General features: G+C 66.0%; 20 protein-coding genes. 18 read left to right on the top strand and 2 right to left on the bottom strand.

The window, feature by feature from the left end; genetic code table 11:
* Positions 1-207: 207 nt before the first annotated feature.
* Complete coding sequence (locus tag AB7M16_RS19890; RefSeq protein WP_453944969.1) at positions 208-1,080, top strand: Crp/Fnr family transcriptional regulator; 873 nt, start codon at positions 208-210, stop codon at positions 1,078-1,080.
* Between the two features lie 43 nt (positions 1,081-1,123).
* On the opposite strand, the gene AB7M16_RS19885 is transcribed toward AB7M16_RS19890, so the two are convergent.
* On the bottom strand, positions 1,124-2,005 hold the full coding sequence (locus tag AB7M16_RS19885; protein WP_172789372.1) for an HpcH/HpaI aldolase/citrate lyase family protein: 882 nt from the start codon (positions 2,003-2,005) through the stop codon (positions 1,124-1,126).
* Positions 2,006-2,110: 105 nt separating this feature from the next.
* Here AB7M16_RS19885 and AB7M16_RS19880 point away from each other — a divergent pair, with 105 nt between their 5' ends.
* The 13 genes from AB7M16_RS19880 (at position 2,111) to trmB (ending at position 14,026) form a co-directional block, all read left to right on the top strand.
* Positions 2,111-2,752, top strand: coding sequence for a carbonic anhydrase (locus AB7M16_RS19880; protein ID WP_172789371.1), 642 nt, complete (start codon positions 2,111-2,113; stop codon positions 2,750-2,752).
* A 162-nt stretch (positions 2,753-2,914) separates the two neighbouring features.
* Complete coding sequence (tsaB, locus tag AB7M16_RS19875; RefSeq protein ID WP_453944968.1) at positions 2,915-3,610, top strand: tRNA (adenosine(37)-N6)-threonylcarbamoyltransferase complex dimerization subunit type 1 TsaB; 696 nt, start codon at positions 2,915-2,917, stop codon at positions 3,608-3,610.
* A complete protein-coding gene (gene rimI / locus AB7M16_RS19870) occupies positions 3,607-4,092 on the top strand; it encodes a ribosomal protein S18-alanine N-acetyltransferase (protein WP_172789369.1) in 486 nt (161 codons plus the stop codon). Before tsaB ends, rimI begins: the two co-directional genes overlap by 4 nt.
* Before the next feature lie 38 nt (positions 4,093-4,130).
* Complete coding sequence (locus AB7M16_RS19865) at positions 4,131-4,586, top strand: Fur family transcriptional regulator (protein ID WP_453944967.1); 456 nt, start codon at positions 4,131-4,133, stop codon at positions 4,584-4,586.
* 227 nt (positions 4,587-4,813) lie between these two features.
* The gene (locus AB7M16_RS19860; protein WP_260383819.1) at positions 4,814-5,494 is read left to right on the top strand and encodes an HAD family hydrolase; all 681 of its coding nucleotides are present in this window, start codon (positions 4,814-4,816) and stop codon (positions 5,492-5,494) included.
* A 192-nt stretch (positions 5,495-5,686) separates the two neighbouring features.
* Positions 5,687-7,081, top strand: coding sequence for a tRNA (N6-isopentenyl adenosine(37)-C2)-methylthiotransferase MiaB (gene miaB / locus AB7M16_RS19855; protein WP_453944966.1), 1,395 nt, complete (start codon positions 5,687-5,689; stop codon positions 7,079-7,081).
* Positions 7,082-7,145: 64 nt separating this feature from the next.
* Positions 7,146-8,141: a PhoH family protein gene (locus tag AB7M16_RS19850; RefSeq protein ID WP_172789366.1), complete on the top strand. Its 996-nt coding sequence runs from the start codon at positions 7,146-7,148 to the stop codon at positions 8,139-8,141.
* A gap of 59 nt (positions 8,142-8,200) precedes the next feature.
* Positions 8,201-8,710 (top strand): rRNA maturation RNase YbeY, encoded by a 510-nt coding sequence (gene ybeY / locus AB7M16_RS19845; RefSeq protein WP_439401920.1) that lies wholly within the window; start codon positions 8,201-8,203, stop codon positions 8,708-8,710.
* A 1-nt stretch (position 8,711) separates the two neighbouring features.
* Positions 8,712-9,830, top strand: a complete 1,119-nt coding sequence (locus AB7M16_RS19840; RefSeq protein ID WP_246571404.1) for a hemolysin family protein — start codon at positions 8,712-8,714, stop codon at positions 9,828-9,830.
* The gene (lnt, locus tag AB7M16_RS19835; protein WP_453944965.1) at positions 9,827-11,440 is read left to right on the top strand and encodes an apolipoprotein N-acyltransferase; all 1,614 of its coding nucleotides are present in this window, start codon (positions 9,827-9,829) and stop codon (positions 11,438-11,440) included. Before AB7M16_RS19840 ends, lnt begins: the two co-directional genes overlap by 4 nt.
* Before the next feature lie 218 nt (positions 11,441-11,658).
* Positions 11,659-12,072, top strand: a complete 414-nt coding sequence (locus tag AB7M16_RS19830; RefSeq protein ID WP_018319423.1) for a helix-turn-helix domain-containing protein — start codon at positions 11,659-11,661, stop codon at positions 12,070-12,072.
* A gap of 86 nt (positions 12,073-12,158) precedes the next feature.
* Positions 12,159-13,316, top strand: coding sequence for a M20 family metallopeptidase (locus AB7M16_RS19825; RefSeq protein ID WP_453944964.1), 1,158 nt, complete (start codon positions 12,159-12,161; stop codon positions 13,314-13,316).
* Positions 13,313-14,026 (top strand): tRNA (guanosine(46)-N7)-methyltransferase TrmB, encoded by a 714-nt coding sequence (gene trmB, locus AB7M16_RS19820; RefSeq protein ID WP_453944963.1) that lies wholly within the window; start codon positions 13,313-13,315, stop codon positions 14,024-14,026. The genes AB7M16_RS19825 and trmB overlap by 4 nt, the downstream gene beginning before the upstream one ends.
* A gap of 125 nt (positions 14,027-14,151) precedes the next feature.
* Here trmB and AB7M16_RS19815 read toward each other — a convergent pair whose 3' ends face one another.
* A complete protein-coding gene (locus AB7M16_RS19815; protein ID WP_453944962.1) occupies positions 14,152-15,234 on the bottom strand; it encodes a DUF2336 domain-containing protein in 1,083 nt (360 codons plus the stop codon).
* Between the two features lie 358 nt (positions 15,235-15,592).
* Between AB7M16_RS19815 and rimP the strand changes: the two genes are divergently transcribed.
* From rimP to infB, 4 genes are all read left to right on the top strand, one after another.
* A complete protein-coding gene (rimP, locus tag AB7M16_RS19810) occupies positions 15,593-16,348 on the top strand; it encodes a ribosome maturation factor RimP (protein ID WP_172789359.1) in 756 nt (251 codons plus the stop codon).
* A 2-nt stretch (positions 16,349-16,350) separates the two neighbouring features.
* Positions 16,351-17,961 (top strand): transcription termination factor NusA, encoded by a 1,611-nt coding sequence (nusA, locus tag AB7M16_RS19805; RefSeq protein WP_197949020.1) that lies wholly within the window; start codon positions 16,351-16,353, stop codon positions 17,959-17,961.
* A 23-nt stretch (positions 17,962-17,984) separates the two neighbouring features.
* Positions 17,985-18,668, top strand: coding sequence for an RNA-binding protein (locus AB7M16_RS19800; RefSeq protein ID WP_453944961.1), 684 nt, complete (start codon positions 17,985-17,987; stop codon positions 18,666-18,668).
* Between the two features lie 70 nt (positions 18,669-18,738).
* Positions 18,739-21,444: a translation initiation factor IF-2 gene (infB, locus tag AB7M16_RS19795; RefSeq protein ID WP_175424020.1), complete on the top strand. Its 2,706-nt coding sequence runs from the start codon at positions 18,739-18,741 to the stop codon at positions 21,442-21,444.
* Positions 21,445-21,492 lie beyond the last annotated feature (48 nt).

Below are 21,492 nucleotides of genomic sequence, written 5' to 3'. Positions count from 1 at the left end.
ACCGAGAAAGACCCGACCATCTGCCGGACCGCTGATGCCAGCGTACGGCAGAGCTTTCAACTCGTGCGCAGGTGGCAACGGGCGTAAATAGTATGACTGTTTGCGCGGCGAGGATGCGGGAAAGCTCACCGCAATTATCCGTGCTTGATCTCGACTATTAGCTCTGTTTGGATCGTTACCGTTCCGCAATTCGCATTTCGGATAATCATGGCGAATGAAACAGATGATTCCCGTCGTTCATTGGGTGCTCGTTCAACAGAGGACACCGTGACTGCCCAACGCAAGGGCATCGGGAATCGGCTATTGGCGGCGCTGCCGCCGGCGGATCTCGCTTTGCTGACGCCCCACTTCCAGAAGGTCTCGTTCGAACCCGATGCCGTCCTGGTGCGATCGGGCGACGAGCTCGACCCGGTCTATTTTCCCCATAGCGGCGCGATCGCCTTCATGCTCGACATGCCGGACGGGCAAACGGTCGCGACCACCTTGATGGGACGGGAAGGCGCTTTGGCCTCGTTCTCCGTGCTCGGCCCGTCGCCTTCATCCGTGACCGCGATCGCCCGCATAGCCGGCACTGCATCGGTGATCTCCGCCGCTAAATTTCGCGCGGCCCATGCGCAAAGCGCAGCCATCAGGCATGTCGTGCAGGTCCACGCCCGCGCCGTGTTATTGCAGCTCCAGCACGTCGCCGCTTGCAACGCGCTGCATCGGGTGGATGGCCGCATGGCGCGGTGGCTCCTGCAGCTTCACGACCGCGTTCCCGAGGACCTGCTTCCGGTGACGCAGGAGGCGCTGGCGCAATTGGTTGGGGTACGGCGGACGACGGTGACTTTGACGATGAGCAAGCTACGCGAGGCCGGCGCCATCCCGTCCGACCGGCGCGGGTTTGTCGAAATCCATCGGGCGCGGCTCGAGAGGGCCGCATGCGATTGCTATGCGCTCATGCAGCGCACCATCGATCGGATGTATTGCCAGGAATTGGCGGCGCCGCAGCCTGCCGATACGCCTTTCCGGCAAAGCGCCATCGCCGCCTCCCACGGAGCAGGTGGTGAATTCAAAGCCGTTTCACGGGCGGGACGATAGAGAGCAAAACCTGCTTGGCGCGCGGAAAAGCAAATCTCGCGCCTCAGCCCTTCGCCATCGCCGCGATCGCGTCCGCAATCGCGATCGTGCGCCGAGCCATGTCGGCGTGCAGGCGCTCCACCATCGCGCCGTCGAGACGGATCGCGCCGCGCGAGGCGTTCTCAGGCAGTTCGAACGCCGCGATGATTTTTCGCGCGCGGGCGACTTCCTCCTCCGGCGGGGTGAAGATCGCGTTGCAGGCGTCGATCTGGGAGGGATGGATCAGGGTCTTGCCGTCGAAGCCGAGGTCGCGGCCTTGCGCGCATTCGGTGGCGAAACCGTCGGAATTGGCGATGTCGCTGTAGGGGCCGTCGAGGATCTCGAGGCCGTGCGCGCGCGTCGCCAGGATGCAATGGGTGATCATCGGGATCATCGCGGCGCGGCCCGGGAGCATCCTGATCCGCGTCTCGCGCGAGATGTCGTTCGGGCCGAACACGAAGCCCGAGAGGCGGCTCGATGGATCGCGTCCGGCGGCGGCCAGTTCCTCGGCGTGCAGCACGGCGCGCGCGGTCTCGATCATGGCCCAGACCTTCACGGTCGGCGCGGCGCCGAGCTCGGCCAGCTTGCGGCCGATCACCTCGAGATCTTCGACGCTCGAGACTTTTGGAACCAGGATGCCGTCCGGCGAAGCCTTGGCGGCCATGGCGACGTCATCTGCCCACCAGGGCGAGTCGAGGCCGTTGGTCCGGATCAGGATCTCGCGCCTGGCGAAGCCCTTGGCGGCGATCGCCGCCGCAATGCCGTCGCGCGCCGCCGCCTTGGCCTCAGGGGCGACGGAATCCTCGAGGTCGAGGATCAGGCCGTCGGCGGGGAGATTGCGCGCCTTTTCCAGCGCACGCGGGTTAGAGCCGGGCATGAACAGATGGCTGCGGCGCGGGCGGGTCATGCTGGCGTTCCTTCCTGGTCTGTCGTCCGACCCCCAGGCGATAGCACTTGGCCTGCCCATTCGAAAGGCTTGTCGGCTCTGGCGGTATGTGATTAGGCATGGGCCATGACGACATTCCCGAAGCAATTGCTGGAAGGCTACAAGGCCTTCGCCACCCAGCGGCTGCCGACCGAGCAGAACCGCTACCGCGAACTCTCGGTCAAAGGGCAGTCGCCTGAGACCATGGTGATCGGCTGCTGCGACTCCCGGGTCTCCCCCGAAGTGATCTTCGACGCGGGGCCGGGCGAGCTCTTCGTCGTCCGCAACATCGCCAATCTGGTGCCGACTTATCAGCCCGACGAAAGCGCGCACGGCGTCTCGGCAGCGCTGGAGTTTGCGGTGACGGTGCTGAAGGTGAAGCACATCGTGGTGCTCGGCCACGCGCAATGCGGCGGCATCCGCGCCTTCGTCGACAAGATCGAGCCGCTGACGCCCGGCGACTTCATCGGCAAATGGATGCAGATGTTCATCAAGCCGGGCGAGGTGGTCGAGCAGCGCGAGCACGAGACCATGGCGCAATTCGTCGAGCGCATCGAGAAGGCCGCCGTGTTCCGCAGCCTGGAAAACCTGATGACCTTCCCGTTCGTGCGCAAGGCCGTGGAGAGCGGCCAGATGCAGACCCACGGCGCCTATTTCGGCGTGGCGGAGGGATCGCTGTTCGTGCTGGACAAGGCGGCCAAGGAATTCAGGAACGCGCGCGCGGCATAGCCGCTCGCCGGTGGGCAGAGCGGCTTGGCCGCCAGGCGCGTGCGCTTGCCCTCCTTGCGAAATGGCGCATATCGGGGGCCTGCAAATCGTGCGTGATGAATGGCGGACAGGCGCCTGGTTCGCTAGAGTGCTCTCCATTCGCCAATCGCCGTTTGCTGTTTCATGCTGATCCTTGCCATCGATACTGCGCTCGAAGCCTGCGCGGCCGCCGTTCTCGACACCGACGCCGGCGAGCTGCTCGCCCGGGAATCGCAGCTCATGAAGCGTGGCCATGCCGAGGCGCTGATGCCGATGATCGCGCGCGTGATGCAGAGGGCCAGCCTCGCCTTCACCTCGCTCGACCGCATCGCCGTCACCGTCGGGCCCGGCAGCTTCACCGGCCTGCGCGTCGGCATCTCGGCGGCGCGGGGCCTTGCGCTGGCGGCGAAACGGCCGGCGGTCGGGCTGACGACGCTGTCGGCCTATGCCGCTGGTGTCGTCGGCCAGAGCGGAACGGCACCGGTGATCTCCGCGATCGATGCGCGGCACGATCACGTCTATTTCCAGATCGTCGCCGGCGACGGCAGCCAGCTGGTGCGCCCCCGTGTCGCCGCGATCGACGCGGCGATCGCGGCCTCGCAATTCGGCGCGCCGCATCTGGTCGGCAATGCCGCCAATATTCTCGCCGATCGCTGGCCGAAGGGCGGACCGCAACCCGTTGCGGTCGACGCGCAGCCCGCGCCCGACATCAGCTGGATCGCCTGGCTCGGCGCGGCGGCCAATCCCGACACCAATCCGGCGCGGCCGTTCTATCTGAAAGCGCCCGACGCCAAGCCGGCGGCACAGACGCCGCGCGCAGCACAAGCCGCGACCTCATGATGGGATGGCTGTCGGAGTGGTGGCGCGGCGGCACGGCCGCCGTCGAGCCCGCGACCATGCGCGATGCCGCGCGGCTCGCGCAGCTGCACGGCGCCGCCTTCGCGCATGGCTGGGGCGAAGGCGAGTTCGAGAGCATGATGAGCGAGCGCAACACGCTGGTGCATCGCTTGCGTCTCGGCCGCAAGACGGTCGGCTTTGCGGTGTCGCGGATCGGGGCGGACGAAGCGGAAATCCTCTCGGTTGCGGTGGACGGGGCTTATCGCGGCCGCGGCCTCTCCCGTACGCTGCTGATGACCCATCTCGGCCACCTCGCCGGGCGCGGCGTGCGCACGATATTTCTGGAAGTGGAGGAAAATAACCAGCCGGCGCGGCGGCTTTACGATCGAGCTGGATTCGTGGTGGTCGGGCGCCGCGATCGCTACTATAAGCAGCCCAACGGGGAACAATTGAACGCCCTTCTGATGCGACGCGACTTGGCGTAACATCGGTGGCAGAAAGCGCCCGCCAGGCAGACAACGCTATGACCACACTGAAACATTCTCCTGCATCCAAGGCGTCCGATATCGAGGCGCGCTGCGCCGCCACGGGCATGCGCATGACCGAGCAGCGCCGCGTCATCGCCCGCGTGCTGGCCGAAGCGATCGATCATCCCGACGTCGAGGAACTGTACCGGCGCTGCGTTGCGGTCGACGACAAGATCTCGATCTCGACGGTCTACCGCACCGTGAAACTGTTCGAGGACGCCGGCATCATCGAGCGCCACGATTTCCGCGAAGGCCGCGCGCGCTACGAGCAGATGCGCGACAGCCATCACGACCACCTCATCAATCTGCGCGACGGCAAGGTGATCGAGTTCACCTCCGAGGAGATCGAGAAGCTCCAGGCCGAGATCGCCCGCAAGCTCGGCTATCGTCTGGTCGATCACCGGCTCGAGCTCTATTGCGTCCCGCTCGACGACGACAAGCCGACGAATTGATTGCTTTGCAAATTCCACGCACCGGCGTCCCTTCACCTCTCCCCGTTGGGGAGAGGTCGATTTGCTCCCGGCGATGCGAAGCATCGTCCGGTGCAAATCGGGTGAGGGGACTTAGGTCCCACGAGAGAGCGAAACCCCTCACCCGGCGCTTCGCGCCGACCTCTCCCTATGGGAGAGGTGGCACCGCCCGCTCTGAACCACGGTGCCAAAACCGAGCTGCACACTGAATGCCCATCGATCTCATTATCTTCGATTGCGACGGCGTGCTCGTGGACAGCGAGGTGATCTCCTGTCGCGCGCACGCTGACGTGCTGACCCGGCACGGCTATCCGATCACATCGGAGCAGGTGTTCGCGCGCTTCCTTGGCCGCTCGACCAAACAGGCCAATCTCGAGATCGAAACCGAGCTCGGCCGCAAGCTGCCCGAGGCCTATCACGGTGATCTCCAGGACGAGCTTTTTCGTTCGTTCGAAGCCGACCTGGAAGCGATCCGCGGCATCCATGATGTGCTGGATGTCGTCAGCCAGCGCGTCTGCGTCGCCTCCAGCGGCTCGCATCCGCGCATGCAGGTGAGTCTCGGAAGCACGGGGCTTTATGAGCGTCTCGCGCCAAATATCTTCTCGGCCTCGCAGGTCAAGAACGGCAAGCCCGCACCTGACCTGTTCCTGTTCGCGGCGAGCCAAATGGGCGTCCCGCCCGAGCGCTGCGTCGTGATCGAGGACAGCCTGGCCGGCATCGCCGGCGCGCGGGCGGCCGGTATGAAAGTGTTCGGCTTTTACGGGGGCAGCCATTGCGGGAGCGGCCATGCCGAGACCCTGCGCCAAGCCGGCGCCGACTTAACTTTTGCCGACATGCATCAGTTGCCGGACCTGGTTCGGCGGGTCGAGGCGGACGCTCTGGCGGGTTGATTGTTGTCCCGGACCGTCATTCCGGGGCACGCGCGACGCGCGTGAACCCGGAATCTCGCAGTAAAACCTCTGGATTCCGGGTTCGCGCTGGCGCGCGCCCCGGAATGACGGGCCGAAAGAGGCCGCATTCGCTGGATTTTCGGCCCTCCAGCCTATATCTGAGGGCCGTCCTCCACCTCCATTTCGGGTTCCATGACGCCGCCGCGCAAGCTGCACATCAAATCATATGGCTGCCAGATGAACGTCTACGATGCCCAGCGCATGGTGGACACGCTGGCCCCGGAAGGATTCGTGGAGACGGCGAGCGCAGAGGATGCCGACCTCGTCATCCTCAACACCTGCCATATCCGCGAGAAGGCCTCGGAGAAGGTCTATTCCGAGCTCGGCCGCCTGCGCGTCGCCAAGGACGAGGCCGCGCGTGCGGGCCGCGCGATGAAAATCGCGGTTGCCGGCTGTGTGGCGCAGGCCGAGGGCGAGGAGATCGTGCGCCGCGCGCCTGTCGTCGACGTCGTGGTGGGTCCGCAGAGCTATCATCATCTGCCGGAGCTGTTGAAGCGGGCCGAGGGCGAAGGCCGCGCGATCGAGACCGAGTTTCCCGCCGCCGACAAGTTCGGCTTCCTGGCCCAGCCGAAGCCCGACGCGATCCGCGCGCGCGGCATTTCCGCCTTCGTCACGGTGCAGGAAGGCTGCGACAAGTTCTGCACCTTCTGCGTCGTGCCGTATACGCGCGGCGCCGAAGTCTCGCGTCCGGTGGCGAAGATCGTCGACGACGTGAAGCGGCTCGCTGACAACGGCGTGCGCGAGCTCACGCTGATCGGGCAGAACGTCAACGCCTATCACGGCGAGGGGCCCGACGGAAAAACCTGGCCGCTCGGCCGGCTGCTCGCACATCTGGCGGCGATTCCCGGCATCGCGCGGCTGCGCTATTCGACCAGCCATCCCCGCGACGTCGATGACAGCCTGATCGCAGCCCATCGCGACCTCGGCGCCCTGATGCCGTTCGTGCACCTGCCGGTGCAGTCGGGCTCGGACCGCATTTTGGCGGCCATGAACCGCAAACATACCGCCGATGATTACCGGCGGGTCATCGACCGTTTCCGGTCCGCACGCCAAGACATTGCTTTTTCATCGGATTTCATCGTCGGTTTCCCCGGGGAGAGCGAGCAAGATTTTCTCGCCACCCTCGCGCTTGTCACGCAAATCGGTTACGCTGCGGCCTATTCGTTCAAATACTCCGCCCGGCCGGGAACGCCGGCCGCGGACATGCAGGAGACGGTGTCCCCCGCCGAGATGGACCAGCGATTGGAGCGGCTCCAGGAACTGATCGACAGCCAGCAATCGGCCTTCAACAAGGCCGCGATTGGCTCAACGGTCGACGTGCTGTTCGAGCGTCCGGCGCGCAAGCAGGGCCAGATCGTGGGCCGCACCGCCTACCTGCAGCCCGCCCATGTGATGGCCCCGCCCGACATCATCGGACAGATCCTGCCGGTCAGGATCGACAGCCTCGAGCGCTACAGTTTTCTCGGCGAGCTCGTGACGCCGCGCAAGGCGCGCGAGCCCGCTTTATCGCAAGCCAGTGGAGCCTGAACCCTTGCCCAAAAGCGCATCGGATTCGTCTTCGTTCGCTCCCAGCCGCAAATTTGACCGCGACATGCAAGTTCCGCCCGAGACCCAGGTCGTCATCGACCTCGACGACAACCGCGCCGCTTCCGCGCTGGTCGGCCCTTACGGTCAGAATCTCGCGCAGATCGAGCGGAGGCTCGGCGTCGTCGTCGATTCCAAGGGCAACCACATCACCATCGGCGGCACCCGCGACGGCTGCGACGCCGCGCGCCGCGTGGTGGAGATGCTCTACGCGCAGGCCGTGAAGGGACAGGACCTCGACCAGGGCGAGGTCGAAGGCGCGATCCGCGCCGTGATCGCGCAGGGCTCGCTGTTCGAGTTCGACGCCAAGTCAGCCAAGTCCACCTTCGACAGCATCAACTTACGCAAGCGACCGGTGCGTGCGCGTACCGCTGCGCAAGACTCCTACATCCGCGCGCTGAAGCGCCACGAGCTGGTGTTCGGCATCGGCCCCGCCGGCACCGGCAAGACCTGGCTCGCCGTCGCGCACGCCGCGCAGCTGTTCGAGCGCAAGGAGGTCGACAAGATCATCCTGTCGCGTCCGGCGGTGGAAGCCGGCGAGCGGCTCGGCTTTTTGCCTGGCGATCTCCGCGAGAAGGTCGATCCGTATCTGCGCCCGATCTACGATGCGCTCTACGACCTCATGGATGCGCGGATCGTCGAGCGCGCGCTGCAGACCGGCGAGATCGAGATCGCGCCGCTCGCCTTCATGCGCGGCCGCACGCTGACCAACGCCGCCATCATCCTGGACGAGGCCCAGAACACCACGTCGATGCAGATGAAGATGTTCCTGACGCGTTTGGGCGAGAACAGCCGCATGATCGTGACGGGCGATCCCTCGCAGATCGACCTGCCGAACGGCCAGACCTCGGGCCTGGCCGAGGCGACCCGCCTCCTGAGCGGCGTCGAGGGTATCGCCCAGGTTCATTTCAAGGCCGAGGACGTGATCCGCCACGAGCTCGTGGCGCGGATCGTCGCCGCCTACGAAGGGCCGCCGCAGCGGCCGGCCACCGGTCAGTCCTGACGAGGCAACACCGGACCCAAGAGGGCGCGAGCTCGGCGCCTTTCGTCCGAGACAACACAATGTCCCATTCCAACCTTCCCATGACCGAGGTCCTCGTCGTCGCCGATTGCTGGCAGCGCGAGCCCGATTCCGAAGCCGTGATCCAGCGCGCGGTGGCGGCTGCCGCCGAGAGCGTCGACGAGGACGTTGCCGACGCGGAAGTGGCCGTGATGCTGACCGATGATGCCGGCATCCGCACGCTCAACAGCAACTGGCGCGGCATCGACAAGCCGACCAACGTGCTATCGTTTCCCGCGCTGCAGCCGGAGGGCGCCTGGAAGCCGGGCGATGCGCCGCGCATGCTCGGCGACATCGCGATCGCCTACGAGACCATGCGGCGCGAGGCCGACGCGGAACACAAGCCGTTCGACCATCATTTGAGCCACCTCGCCGTGCACGGCTTCCTGCACCTGATCGGCTACGACCACGAGAACGAGAGCGACGCCGAGGAGATGGAAGCGCTCGAAACGGAGATCCTCGCTCATCTCGGCATCCCCGATCCCTATGCCGACCGCCCGGGGACGCACTGAGATGCCGGATTCCGAGCCTACCCACGACAATCCGCGCACCACGGCCAATCTGCCGGCCGTGGTGACGCCGGGCGAGGTGCTGCGCCCGACCGCCGATAGCTGGCTGCTGCGCGCCATCCGCACGCTGTTCGGCTGGAAGGCGGGGTCGGTGCGCGATGACCTCCAGGTCGTGCTCGACGCCTCGACGCCCGACGACACCGGCTTCTCCGCGGTCGAGCGCACCATGCTGCGCAACATCCTCGGCCTGCACGAGCGCCGCATCGCCGACGTCATGGTGCATCGCGCCGACATCATCGCGGTGAAGCGCGACATCCCGCTCGGCGAATTGATGGACCGCTTCGAAAGCGCCGGCCATTCCCGCCTCGTCGTCTTCGACGAGACGCTCGACGATCCGGTCGGCATCGTCCACATCCGCGACCTGCTCGCTTTCATGACCGCGCGTGCCCGCGTGTCGGAAGCCACCAAGACCAAGCGCAAGAAGCCGCTGCCGGCCGGGCTCGACTTGCGCGCGGTGGATCTCGCGCTGCCGCTTCACGAGGCGCACATCATTCGCAAGCTGCTCTACGTGCCGCCGTCGATGCGGGCGATCGACCTGCTCGCGCAGATGCAGGCCTCGCGCATCCATCTGGCGCTGGTGGTCGACGAATATGGCGGCAGCGACGGGCTGGTCTCGATCGAGGACATCGTCGAGCAGATCGTCGGCGAGATCGACGACGAGCACGACAGCGACGAGCCGCCCTCGATCGTGCGCCTCCCCGACAACGCCTTCATCGCCGACGCCCGCGCCAGCCTCGACGACGTCCGCTCGGTGATCGGCGAAGACTTCGTCACCGGCGAGGCCGGCGAGGAGGTGGAGACGCTGGGCGGCTATCTCGTCAGCTTCGTCGGGCGCCTGCCGGTGCGCGGCGAGGTGATCTCGGGCCCCGGCAATTACGAGGTCGAGGTGCTCGATGCCGATCCGCGCCGCGTCAAGCGGCTGCGCATCGGGACGCGGAAGGAGCGCCCGGCGCCCCGCACCCAGCGCGAAAGCCGGCGCCGTGAAGCCGCGCCGGAGAGCGGACAAGCGCCGGCCAGCGACACGCCCACGCCGCCGCCGAGCGACGGGACCGGCCCGCAGTGAGCCCATCGCAGCGCCTTCGGCAAATTGCGCTGGCCATCATCCTCACCTGGGGATGGCAGCGCGCCATCGTCGCCATGGCGGCCGGCGCGCTGTCGGTGCTGGCACTGGCGCCGTTCAACCTCTTTCCGGTGCTGTTCGTCACCTTCCCGGTGCTGGTCTGGCTGATCGACGGCGCCGGGGCCGGCCGCTATGGCGGCGTGCCCGCGGCGGCCTTGACCGGCTACTGGTTCGGGCTCGGCTATTTCGTGCCCGGCCTCTACTGGATCGGCTATGCCTTCTTCGTCGAAGCCGACATATTCGCCTGGCTGACGCCGTTCGCGGTGCTGGGCCTGCCGGCCTATCTTGCGATCTTCACGGCAATCGGCTTTGCGCTGGCGCGGCTGCTTTGGAGCAAGAACGCCACGCGCGTGCTGGCGCTCGCGGCGAGCCTCACCATCAGCGAATGGCTGCGCGGTCATGCGCTGACCGGCTTTCCCTGGAACGCGTTCGGCTATGCGCTGTCCGAGCCGTTGCCGCTGGCGCAGACGGCCTCGCTGATCGGCCTATGGGGCATGACGTTCCTGACGGTCGCGATCTTCGCGAGCCCGGCGACGCTGATCGACCGCACGCCCGATCGGCGCCTGCAATGGCGGGTGCCGGCCGCGGCGCTCGCGCTCCTGGTTGTCATGAGCATCTTCGGCGCGATCCGCCTGGCGCTGCATCCGACCACGATGGTGGTGGGCGCCAAGCTGCGGCTGATGCAGCCCAACCTGCAGCAGGACGCGAAATTCAACTACGCCGCCAAGCCGGAGGTAATGAAGAAGTACCTCGCGCTGTCGGACCGCGCCTCCGGGCCGCAATCGACCGGCGTGCGCGATGCCACCATCCTGATCTGGCCGGAATCCGCCTTTCCGTTCTTCCTGACGCGCGAAGCCGACGCGATGGCGCAAATCGCCGATCTCTTGCCGAAGGGCACGGTGCTGATCACGGGATCGGTCCGTGCGCCTGACCTGCCGCGGGGCACGCCGATCACGCGCGCCTACAACTCGATCTACGTGATCGATCACGACGGCAGCGTGCTCGCCGTGTACGACAAGCTGCACCTGGTCCCGTTCGGAGAATTTCTTCCCTACCAGTCGTTGATGGAGAAGCTCGGTTTCGAGCAACTGACGCGTGTGCGCGGCGGCTTCATTCCAGGGACCGTGCGGCATGCGCTCCCCGTTGCCGGCGCGCCGCCGGCGCTGCCGCTGATCTGTTACGAGGCGATCTTTCCCGACGAAGTGGCCGCACGCAACGAACGTCCGGGCTGGATCGTGAACCTCACCAATGACGGCTGGTTCGGCATCTCGACCGGTCCCTACCAGCACCTGGAGCAGTCGCGGATGCGCGCGATCGAGCTCGGATTGCCGCTGGTCCGCTCGGCCAATACCGGCATCTCCGCAGTGATCGATCCGGTCGGCCGCACGGTGGCGAGCCTCGGTCTCGGCATCGAGGGCATTTTGGATGCAAATCTGCCGACGGCGATCCCACCGACCGTTTATGCACGGGTGGGTGATGTGCCCGCAGCGATGCTCGTCGCGGTGGCCGTGCTGTTGGCGGTCCGCCGACGAATAGGCAAACGCCAGCCCTGATCGCGCCGCCGCCGCAGCGGCCGGAATCCTTTGACAACCGTAGTCCCACGGTTGACAGACTGCACGCGGGCTCCCCATTCTGCACCGGCTGCAAAAGACAGTGGTGCGTTGCTAAATTTCTCCGCAATGTTTCCCAATAACAGGGTTTGATTTTGCGATGTTGCACCCGAGGCATGCTTGATCATTGCGCCGAAGGTGGTGTTTGGAGGGCTGAGGAAATGTCGAAAGCGCCCAACCCTGTTGACAAATATGTCGGCAGTCGCGTGCGCATGCGCCGCATCATGTTGGGCATGAGCCAGGAAAAGCTCGGTGAAGCTTTGGGCCTGACTTTCCAGCAGATCCAGAAATACGAGAAGGGCACCAACCGGGTCGGCGCGAGCCGCATCCAGCAGATCGCGGAGATTCTGCAGGTGCCGGTGTCCTTCCTGTTTGAGGGCGGCCCGAGCGGCGTGCCGGGTCCGGATGGCTTCAGCGAGGGCGCCTCGCCCTCTTACGTCTCGGACTTTCTCGCCACTTCCGAAGGGCTGGCCTTGACCAAGGCGTTCACGCGAATCACGGATTCGAAGATGCGCCGCTCGATCGTCGATCTGGTCGAGCAGATCGCGGCCCGCGAAGGCCCCGACAAGCGCTGAATCGCCATCTCCACGGCGATTTGAGACTGCATCAAATCTGGCCTATGTCGTCATTTACGACCGCGCTTTGATGCGCGTCCGCTGCGATGATGCGATTCAAAGGCACAGATGCGTCCATGACCGACTCCAATTGGTTCGATTCACAAACTATTCTCGATGGCATCCGCCGCTGGGTGGAGATCGAGACGCCGACGGAAGCACCTGAACAGGTCAACAAGCTGGTCTCCGTGGTCGCGGAGCAGTACCGCGACCTGCCCGTCACGCTCGAGCGCATCGCCGGCACGGACGGCTGCGGCGATCATCTCGTGGCGCGCACGAATTGGGGGCAGGAGCAGCCGGGCATCCTGGTGCTGAGCCACCTCGATACCGTCCATCCCATGGGCTTCATCGAGCGCCTGCCGTTCAAGGTCGAAGGCGACGTCGCGTTCGGCCCGGGCATCTACGACATGAAGAGCGGCGCCTACATCGCCCATCACGCCTTCCGCGCGCTTTGCGCGACGGGCGATCGCTCGCCGCTCGGCATCACGCATCTGTTCACCTCCGACGAGGAGATCGGCAGCCCGACGTCGCGCGCGCTGATCGAAAAGGAAGGGCGCAAGGCCAAATATGTGCTGGTGACCGAGCCGGCGCGCGACGGCGGCAAGATCGTGACCGGACGCAAGGGCGTCGGTCGCTTCCGGGTTTTCATCAAGGGCGTGCCCGCGCATGCCGGCTCGCGACCCGAAGACGGCCGCAGCGCCGTCCGCGAACTCGGCAACGTCATCCTGGCGCTGGAAGGGATGAACGATCTGGCGCGCGGCGTCACCGTCAATGTCGGTGTGGTGCGCGGCGGCACGCGTCCCAACGTCACGCCCGAGGATGCCTATGCGGAAGTCGATCTGCGCGTGGTGAGCCTCAAGGACGCGGACGAGTTCGTCGGCAAGATCCTCGGGCTGCGATCGAAGACCGACGGCGTCACCGTCATGGTCACCGGCGAGCTCAACCGGCCGCCTTACGAGAAGAGCAATGCAGGCGCATCGCTGTACGAGCATGCCCGAACGCTCGCCAGCGAGATCGGCTTCGAGCTGATCGACACCCATACCGGCGGCGGCTCGGACGGCAATTTCACCGCCCCGCACACCGCGACTCTCGACGGGCTCGGCGTCGACGGCAAGGGCGCGCACACCCATTACGAGCAGCTCTATGTCTCCTCACTGGCACCACGCGCGCGGCTGCTCCATCGCCTTTATCAGACGCTGCGATGAGCGAACGCAAGTCAACCCCCGATCGCGACGACAGCGAGCGCGCCTTCTTCGGGCGCCGCAAGGGCCACAAGCTCAGGCAACACCAGGCCGGGTTGATCGAGCAGCTGCTGCCGCATCTTGCGCTCGATATCGGGGGTGAGGCGCCGGCGGACGCCCGCGACATCTTCGATCCCGCAGCCGACGACATCAGGCTCGAGATCGGCTTCGGCGGCGGCGAGCATCTCGCGGCCGAGGCGCAAAACTTTCCCGCCACCGGCTTCATCGGCTGCGAGCCCTATGTCAACGGCATGGCCAAGATCCTCGCGCAGATCGAGGCGGCCAACATCGGCAATATCCGCCTGTTCGCGGGCGATGCCGCCGAGCTGCTCGCCTGGCTGCCCCGGGAGTCGCTGTCGCGGATCGATTTGATCCATCCCGATCCCTGGCCGAAGCGGCGACACTGGAAGCGGCGCTTCGTCCAGGACCGCACCATCGCGGCAATGGCGCGCGTGCTCAGGCCGAATGGTGAATTCCGTTTCGTCTGCGACATCGACGATTACTGCGCCTGGACGCTGTCGCATCTTGCGCGTTCGCCGGACTTCGTGTGGCTCGCCGAACGCGCCGACGATTTCCGCCAGCCATGGCCGGGCTACACCATGACGCGCTACGGTCGAAAGGCCGCGCGCGAAGGGCGCAAGGCGGCGTATTTGCGGTTCAGGCGGGTCGATTAGCCGTCATTGCGAGGAGCCCGCGATAAATTGCAAAGCAATTTGCGCTGGCGAACGAAGCAATCCCGAGTGCCTGCTCGGAGAGATTCTGGATTGCTTCGCTACGCTCGCAATGACGACGCGCGGAACTAAATCGTCTGCCGGTTGCGCCAGAAATTCACGACGCGCTCGGCGGTCGTCGGCATCAGGCGCGTGAAGTTCACGCGCGCGGTCTCGATGTCGGCATCGGCCGGCGTGCGGTTCGAGCCGTACCAGAGCAGGATGAGCGCGCGCACCGTGGGCCAGCCGAGGTTCAGCACGCGGCCCAGGATCAGCAGCGGATCGTAGCGGTCGCCCGCGATCAGGCGGTCGAGGACCTGGAGGCGAACGCCCGACATCGCCGACAGCGCGGCGACCGATTCCTCGTATTTGTGCGCCTTGGCGAAACCGAGCAGCGCGCTCTCGCCGAGATGGCCCTCGCGATTCAAGGTCAGCACGGTGCGTTGTGCCGCGGAGAAATCGCGGCGCGGGCCCGGCGGCAGCGCGGCCTCCTCGATCGCGGCCATCGCGCGCTTGATCTCGACCTGGCGCACGGGATTGACCACGGTGGAGAGACGACGGCGGATGACGTCGAGCGTCCCGTCCAGCAGCAGCTTCAGATTCTCGCCGGAAAGGTCGTTGCGCTGACCGATCTTGAGCGTCAGCACGCCGTCCTGCGCCGCGCGCTTGATCATCTCGGAATAGCTGTCTGGCGAGAACACCGCACCGGCATTGGCGGCGGCACGCCGCACCACGTCGCGATCGCCGCGCTCGACCAGCACGTCGGTGACGGCGGGTGACAAAGCGGGACGCTCCGTCATCGCCAGCAGATGGCCCTGGCCCTTCAAGCGCGCGATCTCGACCAGAGCCGCCTCGTCGAGCACGGGCGAGCGGCGCAGCACGGGGCCGGCCACCATGATCTCGTTCTCGCGCGCGAGCTGATTGACGAGGTGCGGCGGCGCGTTGTTCAGGCGCGAGAAGCGCTCGGCCAGATCAGCGCGGGAGGCGAGCTCGGCATGGGGGACGAGATCGATCAGGAGATTGTCGAAGAGATCGATCAGCTCGGGGCGGAGCTTGTCCGCGTCCCGGAAGAACAATTGAGAGATGGCACGCGCGATCTCGCCGCGGCGGCGCGGATCGCCGCGCTTGACGATATCGTCCAGTCCAGGAATGAGCGACGTGGCAACGGTCATGAAAACGCAACTCGAACGGGGCACGCCGCGGGTGCGCCCTTGGTTCAAGCCGCCCCACAATCGGAAAATCTAGGCCTGCTTGATGAAGGAAGCGTTGCGCAGGGCCTGCAGACGGGCGCAAAAAGGCCCCGTTCCCGCTGCAATGGGCCTTGTCCGTGGGTTAAGAAAGCGCTATATCAGCGCCAATTCATCTTCTCATACGATCCGCGTAGTGAGAGTGGGCCCGAAAGGACCCGCTCTTTTTTATTACCTGAACGCGGCTCGGCGGGAGATGCGCCCGACGCGTTGTCGGGAAAGTTCCGAAGCGGGCTTTGAAATCGTAACCAAGCCTTAACCATCGAGCGCCCTGACCCTGGACATGACCGAACCGAACCCTGGTTCCACGGATGCCGAATTGCTGGCCGAGCCGCGGCTCGTGGTCGAGCCCGGCGTCGCGGCACGGGTGTCCGCAGTGGCAGGTCCCGTGCTCCAGGGCATGGGCTACCGCCTGGTCCGGATCCGCATTTCCGGGGAAGCAGGCTGCACCGTGCAGATCATGGCCGAGCGGCCCGACGGCTCGATGCAGATCGAGGATTGCGAGGCGATCTCGCGGGCCCTGTCGCCCGTGCTCGACGTCGCCGATCCCATCGACCGCGCCTATCGGCTGGAGATCTCCTCGCCGGGGATCGACCGTCCGCTGGTGCGCCGCTCCGATTTCGAGCGCTATTCCGGGCATCTGGTGAAGATCGAGATGGCGGTCGCCCATGACGGGCGGAAGCGCTTCCGCGGCACGCTCGGCGCGGTCGAGGGCGACCGCGTGCATCTGCATCGCGACGATGCCAAGGCTGGCGACGATGCCGACGTTCTCCTGACCATGGAGGATATCGGCGATGCGCGGCTGGTGCTGACTGACGAGCTGATCGCCGAATCCATGCGCCGCGGCAAGGCCGAGGCGCGCGAGATGCGGCGCAATCTCGGTCTCGAGCCGCCGCAGGCACCGCACGCCAAGATCAGCGAGAAGACCACCAAGAACACCAAGCCGAAGAAGAAGCCGGCCCCGACCAACACGAAGAAACATCGCCTTGCCGCCGAACGCGCGCGGCGCGGCGAGATCGAGCCTGACCAAGGAGACTAGCCATGGCAGTCAGCGCCAACCGACTTGAATTGCTTCAGATCGCGGACGCCGTCGCGCGCGAAAAGTCGATCGACCGCGGCATCGTCATCGCGGCGATGGAGGACGCCATCGCCAAGGCGGCGCGCGCCCGTTACGGCAGCGAGACTGACGTTCACGCCGAGATCGACCCGAAGAAGGGCGAGCTGCGGCTGTCGCGCCACATGCTGGTGGTCGACAAGGTCGAAAATCACTCCAACCAGATCTCGCTGGTGGACGCGCAGCGCGCCAATCCGGGCGCGCAAGTAGGCGACACCATCGCCGATACCCTGCCGCCGCTGGAATATGGCCGCATCGCCGCGCAATCGGCCAAGCAGGTGATCGTGCAGAAGGTGCGCGAGGCCGAGCGCGACCGGCAGTACCAGGAATTCAAGGACCGCATCGGCGACATCGTCAACGGCGTCGTCAAGCGCGTCGAATATGGCAGCGTGATCGTCGATCTCGGCCGCGGCGAAGCCATCATCCGCCGTGACGAGATGCTGCCGCGCGAAGTCTTCCGCAACGGCGATCGCGTCCGCGCCTATATCTTCGACGTCCGCCGCGAAACGAGAGGCCCGCAGATCTTCCTCTCCCGCACCCATCCGCAGTTCATGGCAAAGCTGTTCGCGCAGGAAGTGCCGGAGATCTATGACGGCATCGTCGAGATCAAGGCGGTGGCCCGCGATCCGGGCTCGCGCGCGAAAATCGGCGTGATTTCCCGCGATTCCTCGGTCGATCCGGTCGGCGCCTGCGTCGGCATGCGCGGTTCGCGCGTGCAGGCCGTGGTGAACGAATTGCAGGGCGAGAAGATCGACATCATTCCCTGGTCGCCCGACATCGCGACCTTCGTGGTCAACGCGCTGGCGCCGGCGGAAGTCTCCAAGGTCGTCATCGACGAGGACCGCGAGCGTATCGAGGTCGTGGTGCCCGACACCAACAACCAGCTCTCGCTGGCGATCGGCCGCCGCGGCCAGAACGTGCGCCTGGCTTCGCAGCTCACCGGCTGGGACATCGACATCCTGACCGAGCAGGAGGAATCGGAGCGCCGCCAGGCCGACTTCGAGAACTCCACCCGCGTCTTCATGGAATCGCTCAACGTCGACGAGGTGGTCGGCCAGCTCCTGGCGTCCGAAGGCTTCACCTCGGTCGAGGAGCTCGCGATGGTGGACGTCAAGGAGCTCGCCGGCATCGAGGGCTTCGACGAGGAGACCGCGCAGGAGCTGCAGAACCGCGCCCGCGAATATCTGGAGCAGCAGGAAGCCGAGCTCGAGGCGAGGCGTAAGGAGCTCGGCGTCGAGGACGCGCTCAAGGACGTGCCCGGCGTCACCTCGAAGATGCTGGTGAAGTTCGGCGAGAACGACATCAAGAGCGTCGAGGACCTCGCCGGCTGCGCCACCGACGATCTGGTCGGATGGACCGAGCGCAAGGAAGGCAGCGAGCCGACCAAGCACGCCGGTGCGCTCGACGGCATCGACATCTCCCGTGACGACGCCGAAGCGATGATCATGCAGGCCCGCGTCAAGGCCGGCTGGATCACCGAGGCCGATCTCGCCAAGCCTGCCGAGGAGGCCGAGGCGACCGAAGATCAGCCGGCTTAAGGGCAAAGGAGAATGTCGCCCGGATGCTTGCAGATTCCGACCTCGAACTTGACCATGGCCCGCGGACCGAAAGGTCCGCGACCATGCGCATGTGCGCGGTCAGCCGCGAGGTCCGGCCGATCGACGAGCTGATCCGCTTCGTCGCATCGCCTGACGGACAAATAGTTCCCGATCTCAAGCGCAAGCTGCCCGGACGCGGGATGTGGCTCACCGCCTCACGCAAGACGGTTGCGGAAGCGGTGCGGCGTCACCAATTCAGCAAAGCCTTCAAGCGCGAGCTGCGCATCCCTCAGACGCTTCCCACCGACATCGAGGCGCTCCTGGCCCGGAGCGTGACCGAAGCCCTTGGGATCGCCGCCAAGGCGGGCCAGGTCGTGGCCGGCTTCGGCAAGGTCGAGAGCGCCCTTCGGGAAGGGACGGTCGAGGTCCTGATCCATGCCAGCGACGGGGCCGCGGACGGAATCCGCAAATTGGACATGCTGGCGCGCCAGAATGCCGGGAATCGCGGTGCTAAGGCGCAGATTCCCGTCGTTACCGCTCTGAAATCGTTAGAATTGGATTTGGCACTGACCCGGTCAAATGTGATACATGCTGCCCTGCTCGCGGGCCCGGCGAGCAAGTCATTCCTGTCACGTAGCCAGATCCTGGTCCGATACCGGATGGCGGACGACGACAAGACTGCCGAAAAACCCGGCCAGGATTTCTGAGAGACAACGACGACCCAATTGGATGGTGCGGCAACGCACAACACTGATAAATCAGGATTAGGACTGCTGAATGGTTGATACCAAGACCCCTGGCGACAAGAAGCTGAGCGTTCCGAGCAAGACGCTATCGCTCAAGCCGCGCGTCGAAACGGGCACCGTGCGCCAGAGCTTCAGCCATGGCCGCAGCAAGCAGGTCGTGGTCGAGAAGCGCGGCAAGCGCCGCATTGGCGACGGACCCGAGCCGCACGCGCCTGAGGTGACGGCAAAGCCCGCGCCGGCCGCCCCCGCCGCGCCGTCCCGTCCCGCTCCGCCCCCGCCCCGCAACGCCGGTTCCGGCGTGGTGCTGCGCACCCTTACCGAGGACGAGCGTTCGGCCCGTGCCAGCGCGCTGGCGGACGCCAAGCTGCGCGAAGTCGAGGAACGCCGCCAGGCCGAGGAAGAGGCCCAGCGCCGCTCCGCCCGTGAGGCCGCCGAGCGCGCCGAGCGCGAAGCCGCCGAATCCCGCCGCAAGGCCGAGGAAGAGCGCCACCGTCATGAGGACGAAGCCAAGCGCAAGGCTGAGACCGAGGCCAAGAAGCGTTTCGGCGAGGGTGAGCAACCATCCGCCGCGCGCCCCGCGACCGCAACACCGGCCGCCGGCGCTCCGCGCCCCGGTGCGCCTGCGTCCCGGCCTGGAACCACCACCACAGCGCGTCCGGGAACCACGACGGCGCGTCCCGCAACGACGACCGCGCAGCGTCCGGGTGGACCGGCTGGCCGCGGCCCCGCCGTTGCGGCCGAGGCTGACGACGACGAGGCACCGCGCCAGATCCGCCGCGGCCCCGGCGGCGCCGCGCGTCCCGTGGTAGCCCCCAAGCCCACCCACAAGCCCGGCCCGCAGAAGGAGCGCGGGCGCCTGACCGTCGTCACCGCGCTCAATGCCGACGAAGTGCGCGAGCGCTCGATCGCCTCGTTCCGCCGCCGCACCCAGCGCCTGAAGGGCCACGCCTCGAATGAGCCCAAGGAAAAGCTCATCCGCGAGGTGGTCATTCCGGAAGCGATCACCATCCAGGAGCTCGCCAACCGCATGGCCGAGCGCGCGGTCGACGTCATCCGCATGCTGATGAAGCAGGGCGCGATGCACAAGATCACCGACGTGATCGATGCCGACACCGCGCAGCTGATCGCCGAAGAGCTCGGCCACACCGTCAAGCGCGTTGCCGCGTCCGACGTCGAGGAAGGTCTGTTCGACGCTACCGACGATTCGACCGACACCGAGACCCGTTCGCCCGTGGTGACCGTCATGGGTCACGTCGATCACGGCAAGACCTCGCTGCTCGATGCGCTACGCCACGCCAACGTGGTCTCCGGCGAAGCCGGCGGCATCACCCAGCACATCGGCGCCTATCAGGTGACATCGCCTGAAACCGGCAAGAAGATCACCTTTATCGACACGCCCGGCCACGCCGCGTTCACCGCGATGCGCGCCCGCGGCGCCAAGGTCACCGACATCGTCGTGCTGGTGGTCGCGGCCGATGATGGCGTGATGCCGCAGACGGTCGAAGCCATCAATCACGCCAAGGCGGCAGGCGTGCCGATCATCGTTGCCATCAACAAGATCGACAAGCCCGATGCCAAGCCCGAGCGCGTGCGCACCGAGCTGCTCCAGCACGAGGTGCAGGTGGAATCCTTCGGCGGCGAAGTCGTCGACGTCGAGGTGTCCGCCAAGAACAAGACCAATCTCGACAAGCTGCTCGAGATGATCGCGCTCCAGGCCGAAATCCTCGACCTGAAGACCAATTCGGAGCGTCCCGCCGAAGGCACCGTGATCGAGGCCAAGCTCGATCGCGGCCGCGGTCCGGTCGCGACCGTTCTGGTCCAGCGCGGCACGCTCCGTGTCGGCGACATCATCGTCGCAGGCGCCGAGATGGGCCGCGTCCGCGCGCTGATCTCCGATCAGGGCGAGACCGTGCAGGAGGCCGGCCCCTCGGTGCCGGTCGAAGTGCTCGGCTTCAACGGCCCGCCCGAGGCCGGCGATCGTCTCGCGGTGGTCGAGAACGAAGCCCGCGCCCGCCAGGTCACCAGCTACCGCGCGCACCAGAAGCGCGAGAACGCGGCAGCCTCGATCTCCGGCATGCGCGGCTCGCTGGAGCAGATGATGTCGCAATTGAAGACGGCGGGCCGCAAGGAATTCCCGCTGATCGTCAAGGCCGACGTGCAGGGCTCGCTGGAAGCCATCCTCGGCTCGCTGGAGAAGCTCGGCACCGACGAAGTCGCCGCCCGCATCCTGCATGCCGGCGTCGGCGGCATCTCGGAATCCGACGTGACGCTGGCCGAAGGCTTCAACGCCGCGATCATCGGCTTCTCGGTTCGTGCCAACAAGGAGGCCGCTGCGGCCGCCAAGCGCAACGGCATCGAGATCCGCTACTACAACATCATCTACGACCTCGTGGACGACGTGAAGAAGGCGATGAGCGGTCTGCTCGCGCCGACCTTGCGCGAAACCATGCTGGGCAATGCCGAGATCCTGGAGATCTTCAACATCTCCAAGGTCGGCAAGGTCGCCGGCTGCCGCGTCACCGACGGTACCGTGGAACGCGGCGCCAATGTGCGCCTGATCCGCGACAATGTCGTCGTGCACGAAGGCAAGCTGTCGACGCTGAAGCGCTTCAAGGACGAAGTGAAGGAAGTCCAGTCCGGCCAGGAATGCGGCATGGCCTTCGAGAATTATCACGACATGCGTGCCGGTGACGTGATCGAGTGTTATCGCGTGGAGACGATCCAGCGCTCCCTGTAAGTCCAAATCTTACCGAAGCGTTCGGATCTTTTTGAACTGAGATTGCGG

The sequence above is a fragment of the Bradyrhizobium sp. USDA 372 genome, assembly GCF_053629095.1.
The sequence above is the reverse complement of the archived record's forward strand: the minus strand, read 5'-3'. Positions and strand labels throughout refer to the sequence as shown.

Bases quoted from the DNA above. Each gene is read 5' to 3' on its own strand.
- rimP (WP_172789359.1), top strand. From the start codon at position 15,593: ATGACCGAACCGAACCCTGGTTCCACGGATGCCGAATTGCTGGCCGAG.
- nusA (WP_197949020.1), top strand. From the start codon at position 16,351: ATGGCAGTCAGCGCCAACCGACTTGAATTGCTTCAGATCGCGGACGCC.
- ybeY (WP_439401920.1), top strand. From the start codon at position 8,201: ATGTCCCATTCCAACCTTCCCATGACCGAGGTCCTCGTCGTCGCCGAT.
- AB7M16_RS19800 (WP_453944961.1), top strand. From the start codon at position 17,985: ATGCTTGCAGATTCCGACCTCGAACTTGACCATGGCCCGCGGACCGAA.
- AB7M16_RS19890 (WP_453944969.1), top strand. From the start codon at position 208: ATGGCGAATGAAACAGATGATTCCCGTCGTTCATTGGGTGCTCGTTCA.
- AB7M16_RS19850 (WP_172789366.1), top strand. From the start codon at position 7,146: ATGCAAGTTCCGCCCGAGACCCAGGTCGTCATCGACCTCGACGACAAC.
- trmB (WP_453944963.1), top strand. From the start codon at position 13,313: ATGAGCGAACGCAAGTCAACCCCCGATCGCGACGACAGCGAGCGCGCC.
- AB7M16_RS19885 (WP_172789372.1), bottom strand. From the start codon at position 2,005: ATGACCCGCCCGCGCCGCAGCCATCTGTTCATGCCCGGCTCTAACCCG.
- AB7M16_RS19860 (WP_260383819.1), top strand. From the start codon at position 4,814: ATGCCCATCGATCTCATTATCTTCGATTGCGACGGCGTGCTCGTGGAC.
- miaB (WP_453944966.1), top strand. From the start codon at position 5,687: ATGACGCCGCCGCGCAAGCTGCACATCAAATCATATGGCTGCCAGATG.
- AB7M16_RS19830 (WP_018319423.1), top strand. From the start codon at position 11,659: ATGTCGAAAGCGCCCAACCCTGTTGACAAATATGTCGGCAGTCGCGTG.
- AB7M16_RS19815 (WP_453944962.1), bottom strand. From the start codon at position 15,234: ATGACCGTTGCCACGTCGCTCATTCCTGGACTGGACGATATCGTCAAG.
- AB7M16_RS19880 (WP_172789371.1), top strand. From the start codon at position 2,111: ATGACGACATTCCCGAAGCAATTGCTGGAAGGCTACAAGGCCTTCGCC.
- tsaB (WP_453944968.1), top strand. From the start codon at position 2,915: ATGCTGATCCTTGCCATCGATACTGCGCTCGAAGCCTGCGCGGCCGCC.
- rimI (WP_172789369.1), top strand. From the start codon at position 3,607: ATGATGGGATGGCTGTCGGAGTGGTGGCGCGGCGGCACGGCCGCCGTC.
- infB (WP_175424020.1), top strand. From the start codon at position 18,739: ATGGTTGATACCAAGACCCCTGGCGACAAGAAGCTGAGCGTTCCGAGC.
- AB7M16_RS19840 (WP_246571404.1), top strand. From the start codon at position 8,712: ATGCCGGATTCCGAGCCTACCCACGACAATCCGCGCACCACGGCCAAT.
- AB7M16_RS19825 (WP_453944964.1), top strand. From the start codon at position 12,159: ATGATGCGATTCAAAGGCACAGATGCGTCCATGACCGACTCCAATTGG.
- AB7M16_RS19865 (WP_453944967.1), top strand. From the start codon at position 4,131: ATGACCACACTGAAACATTCTCCTGCATCCAAGGCGTCCGATATCGAG.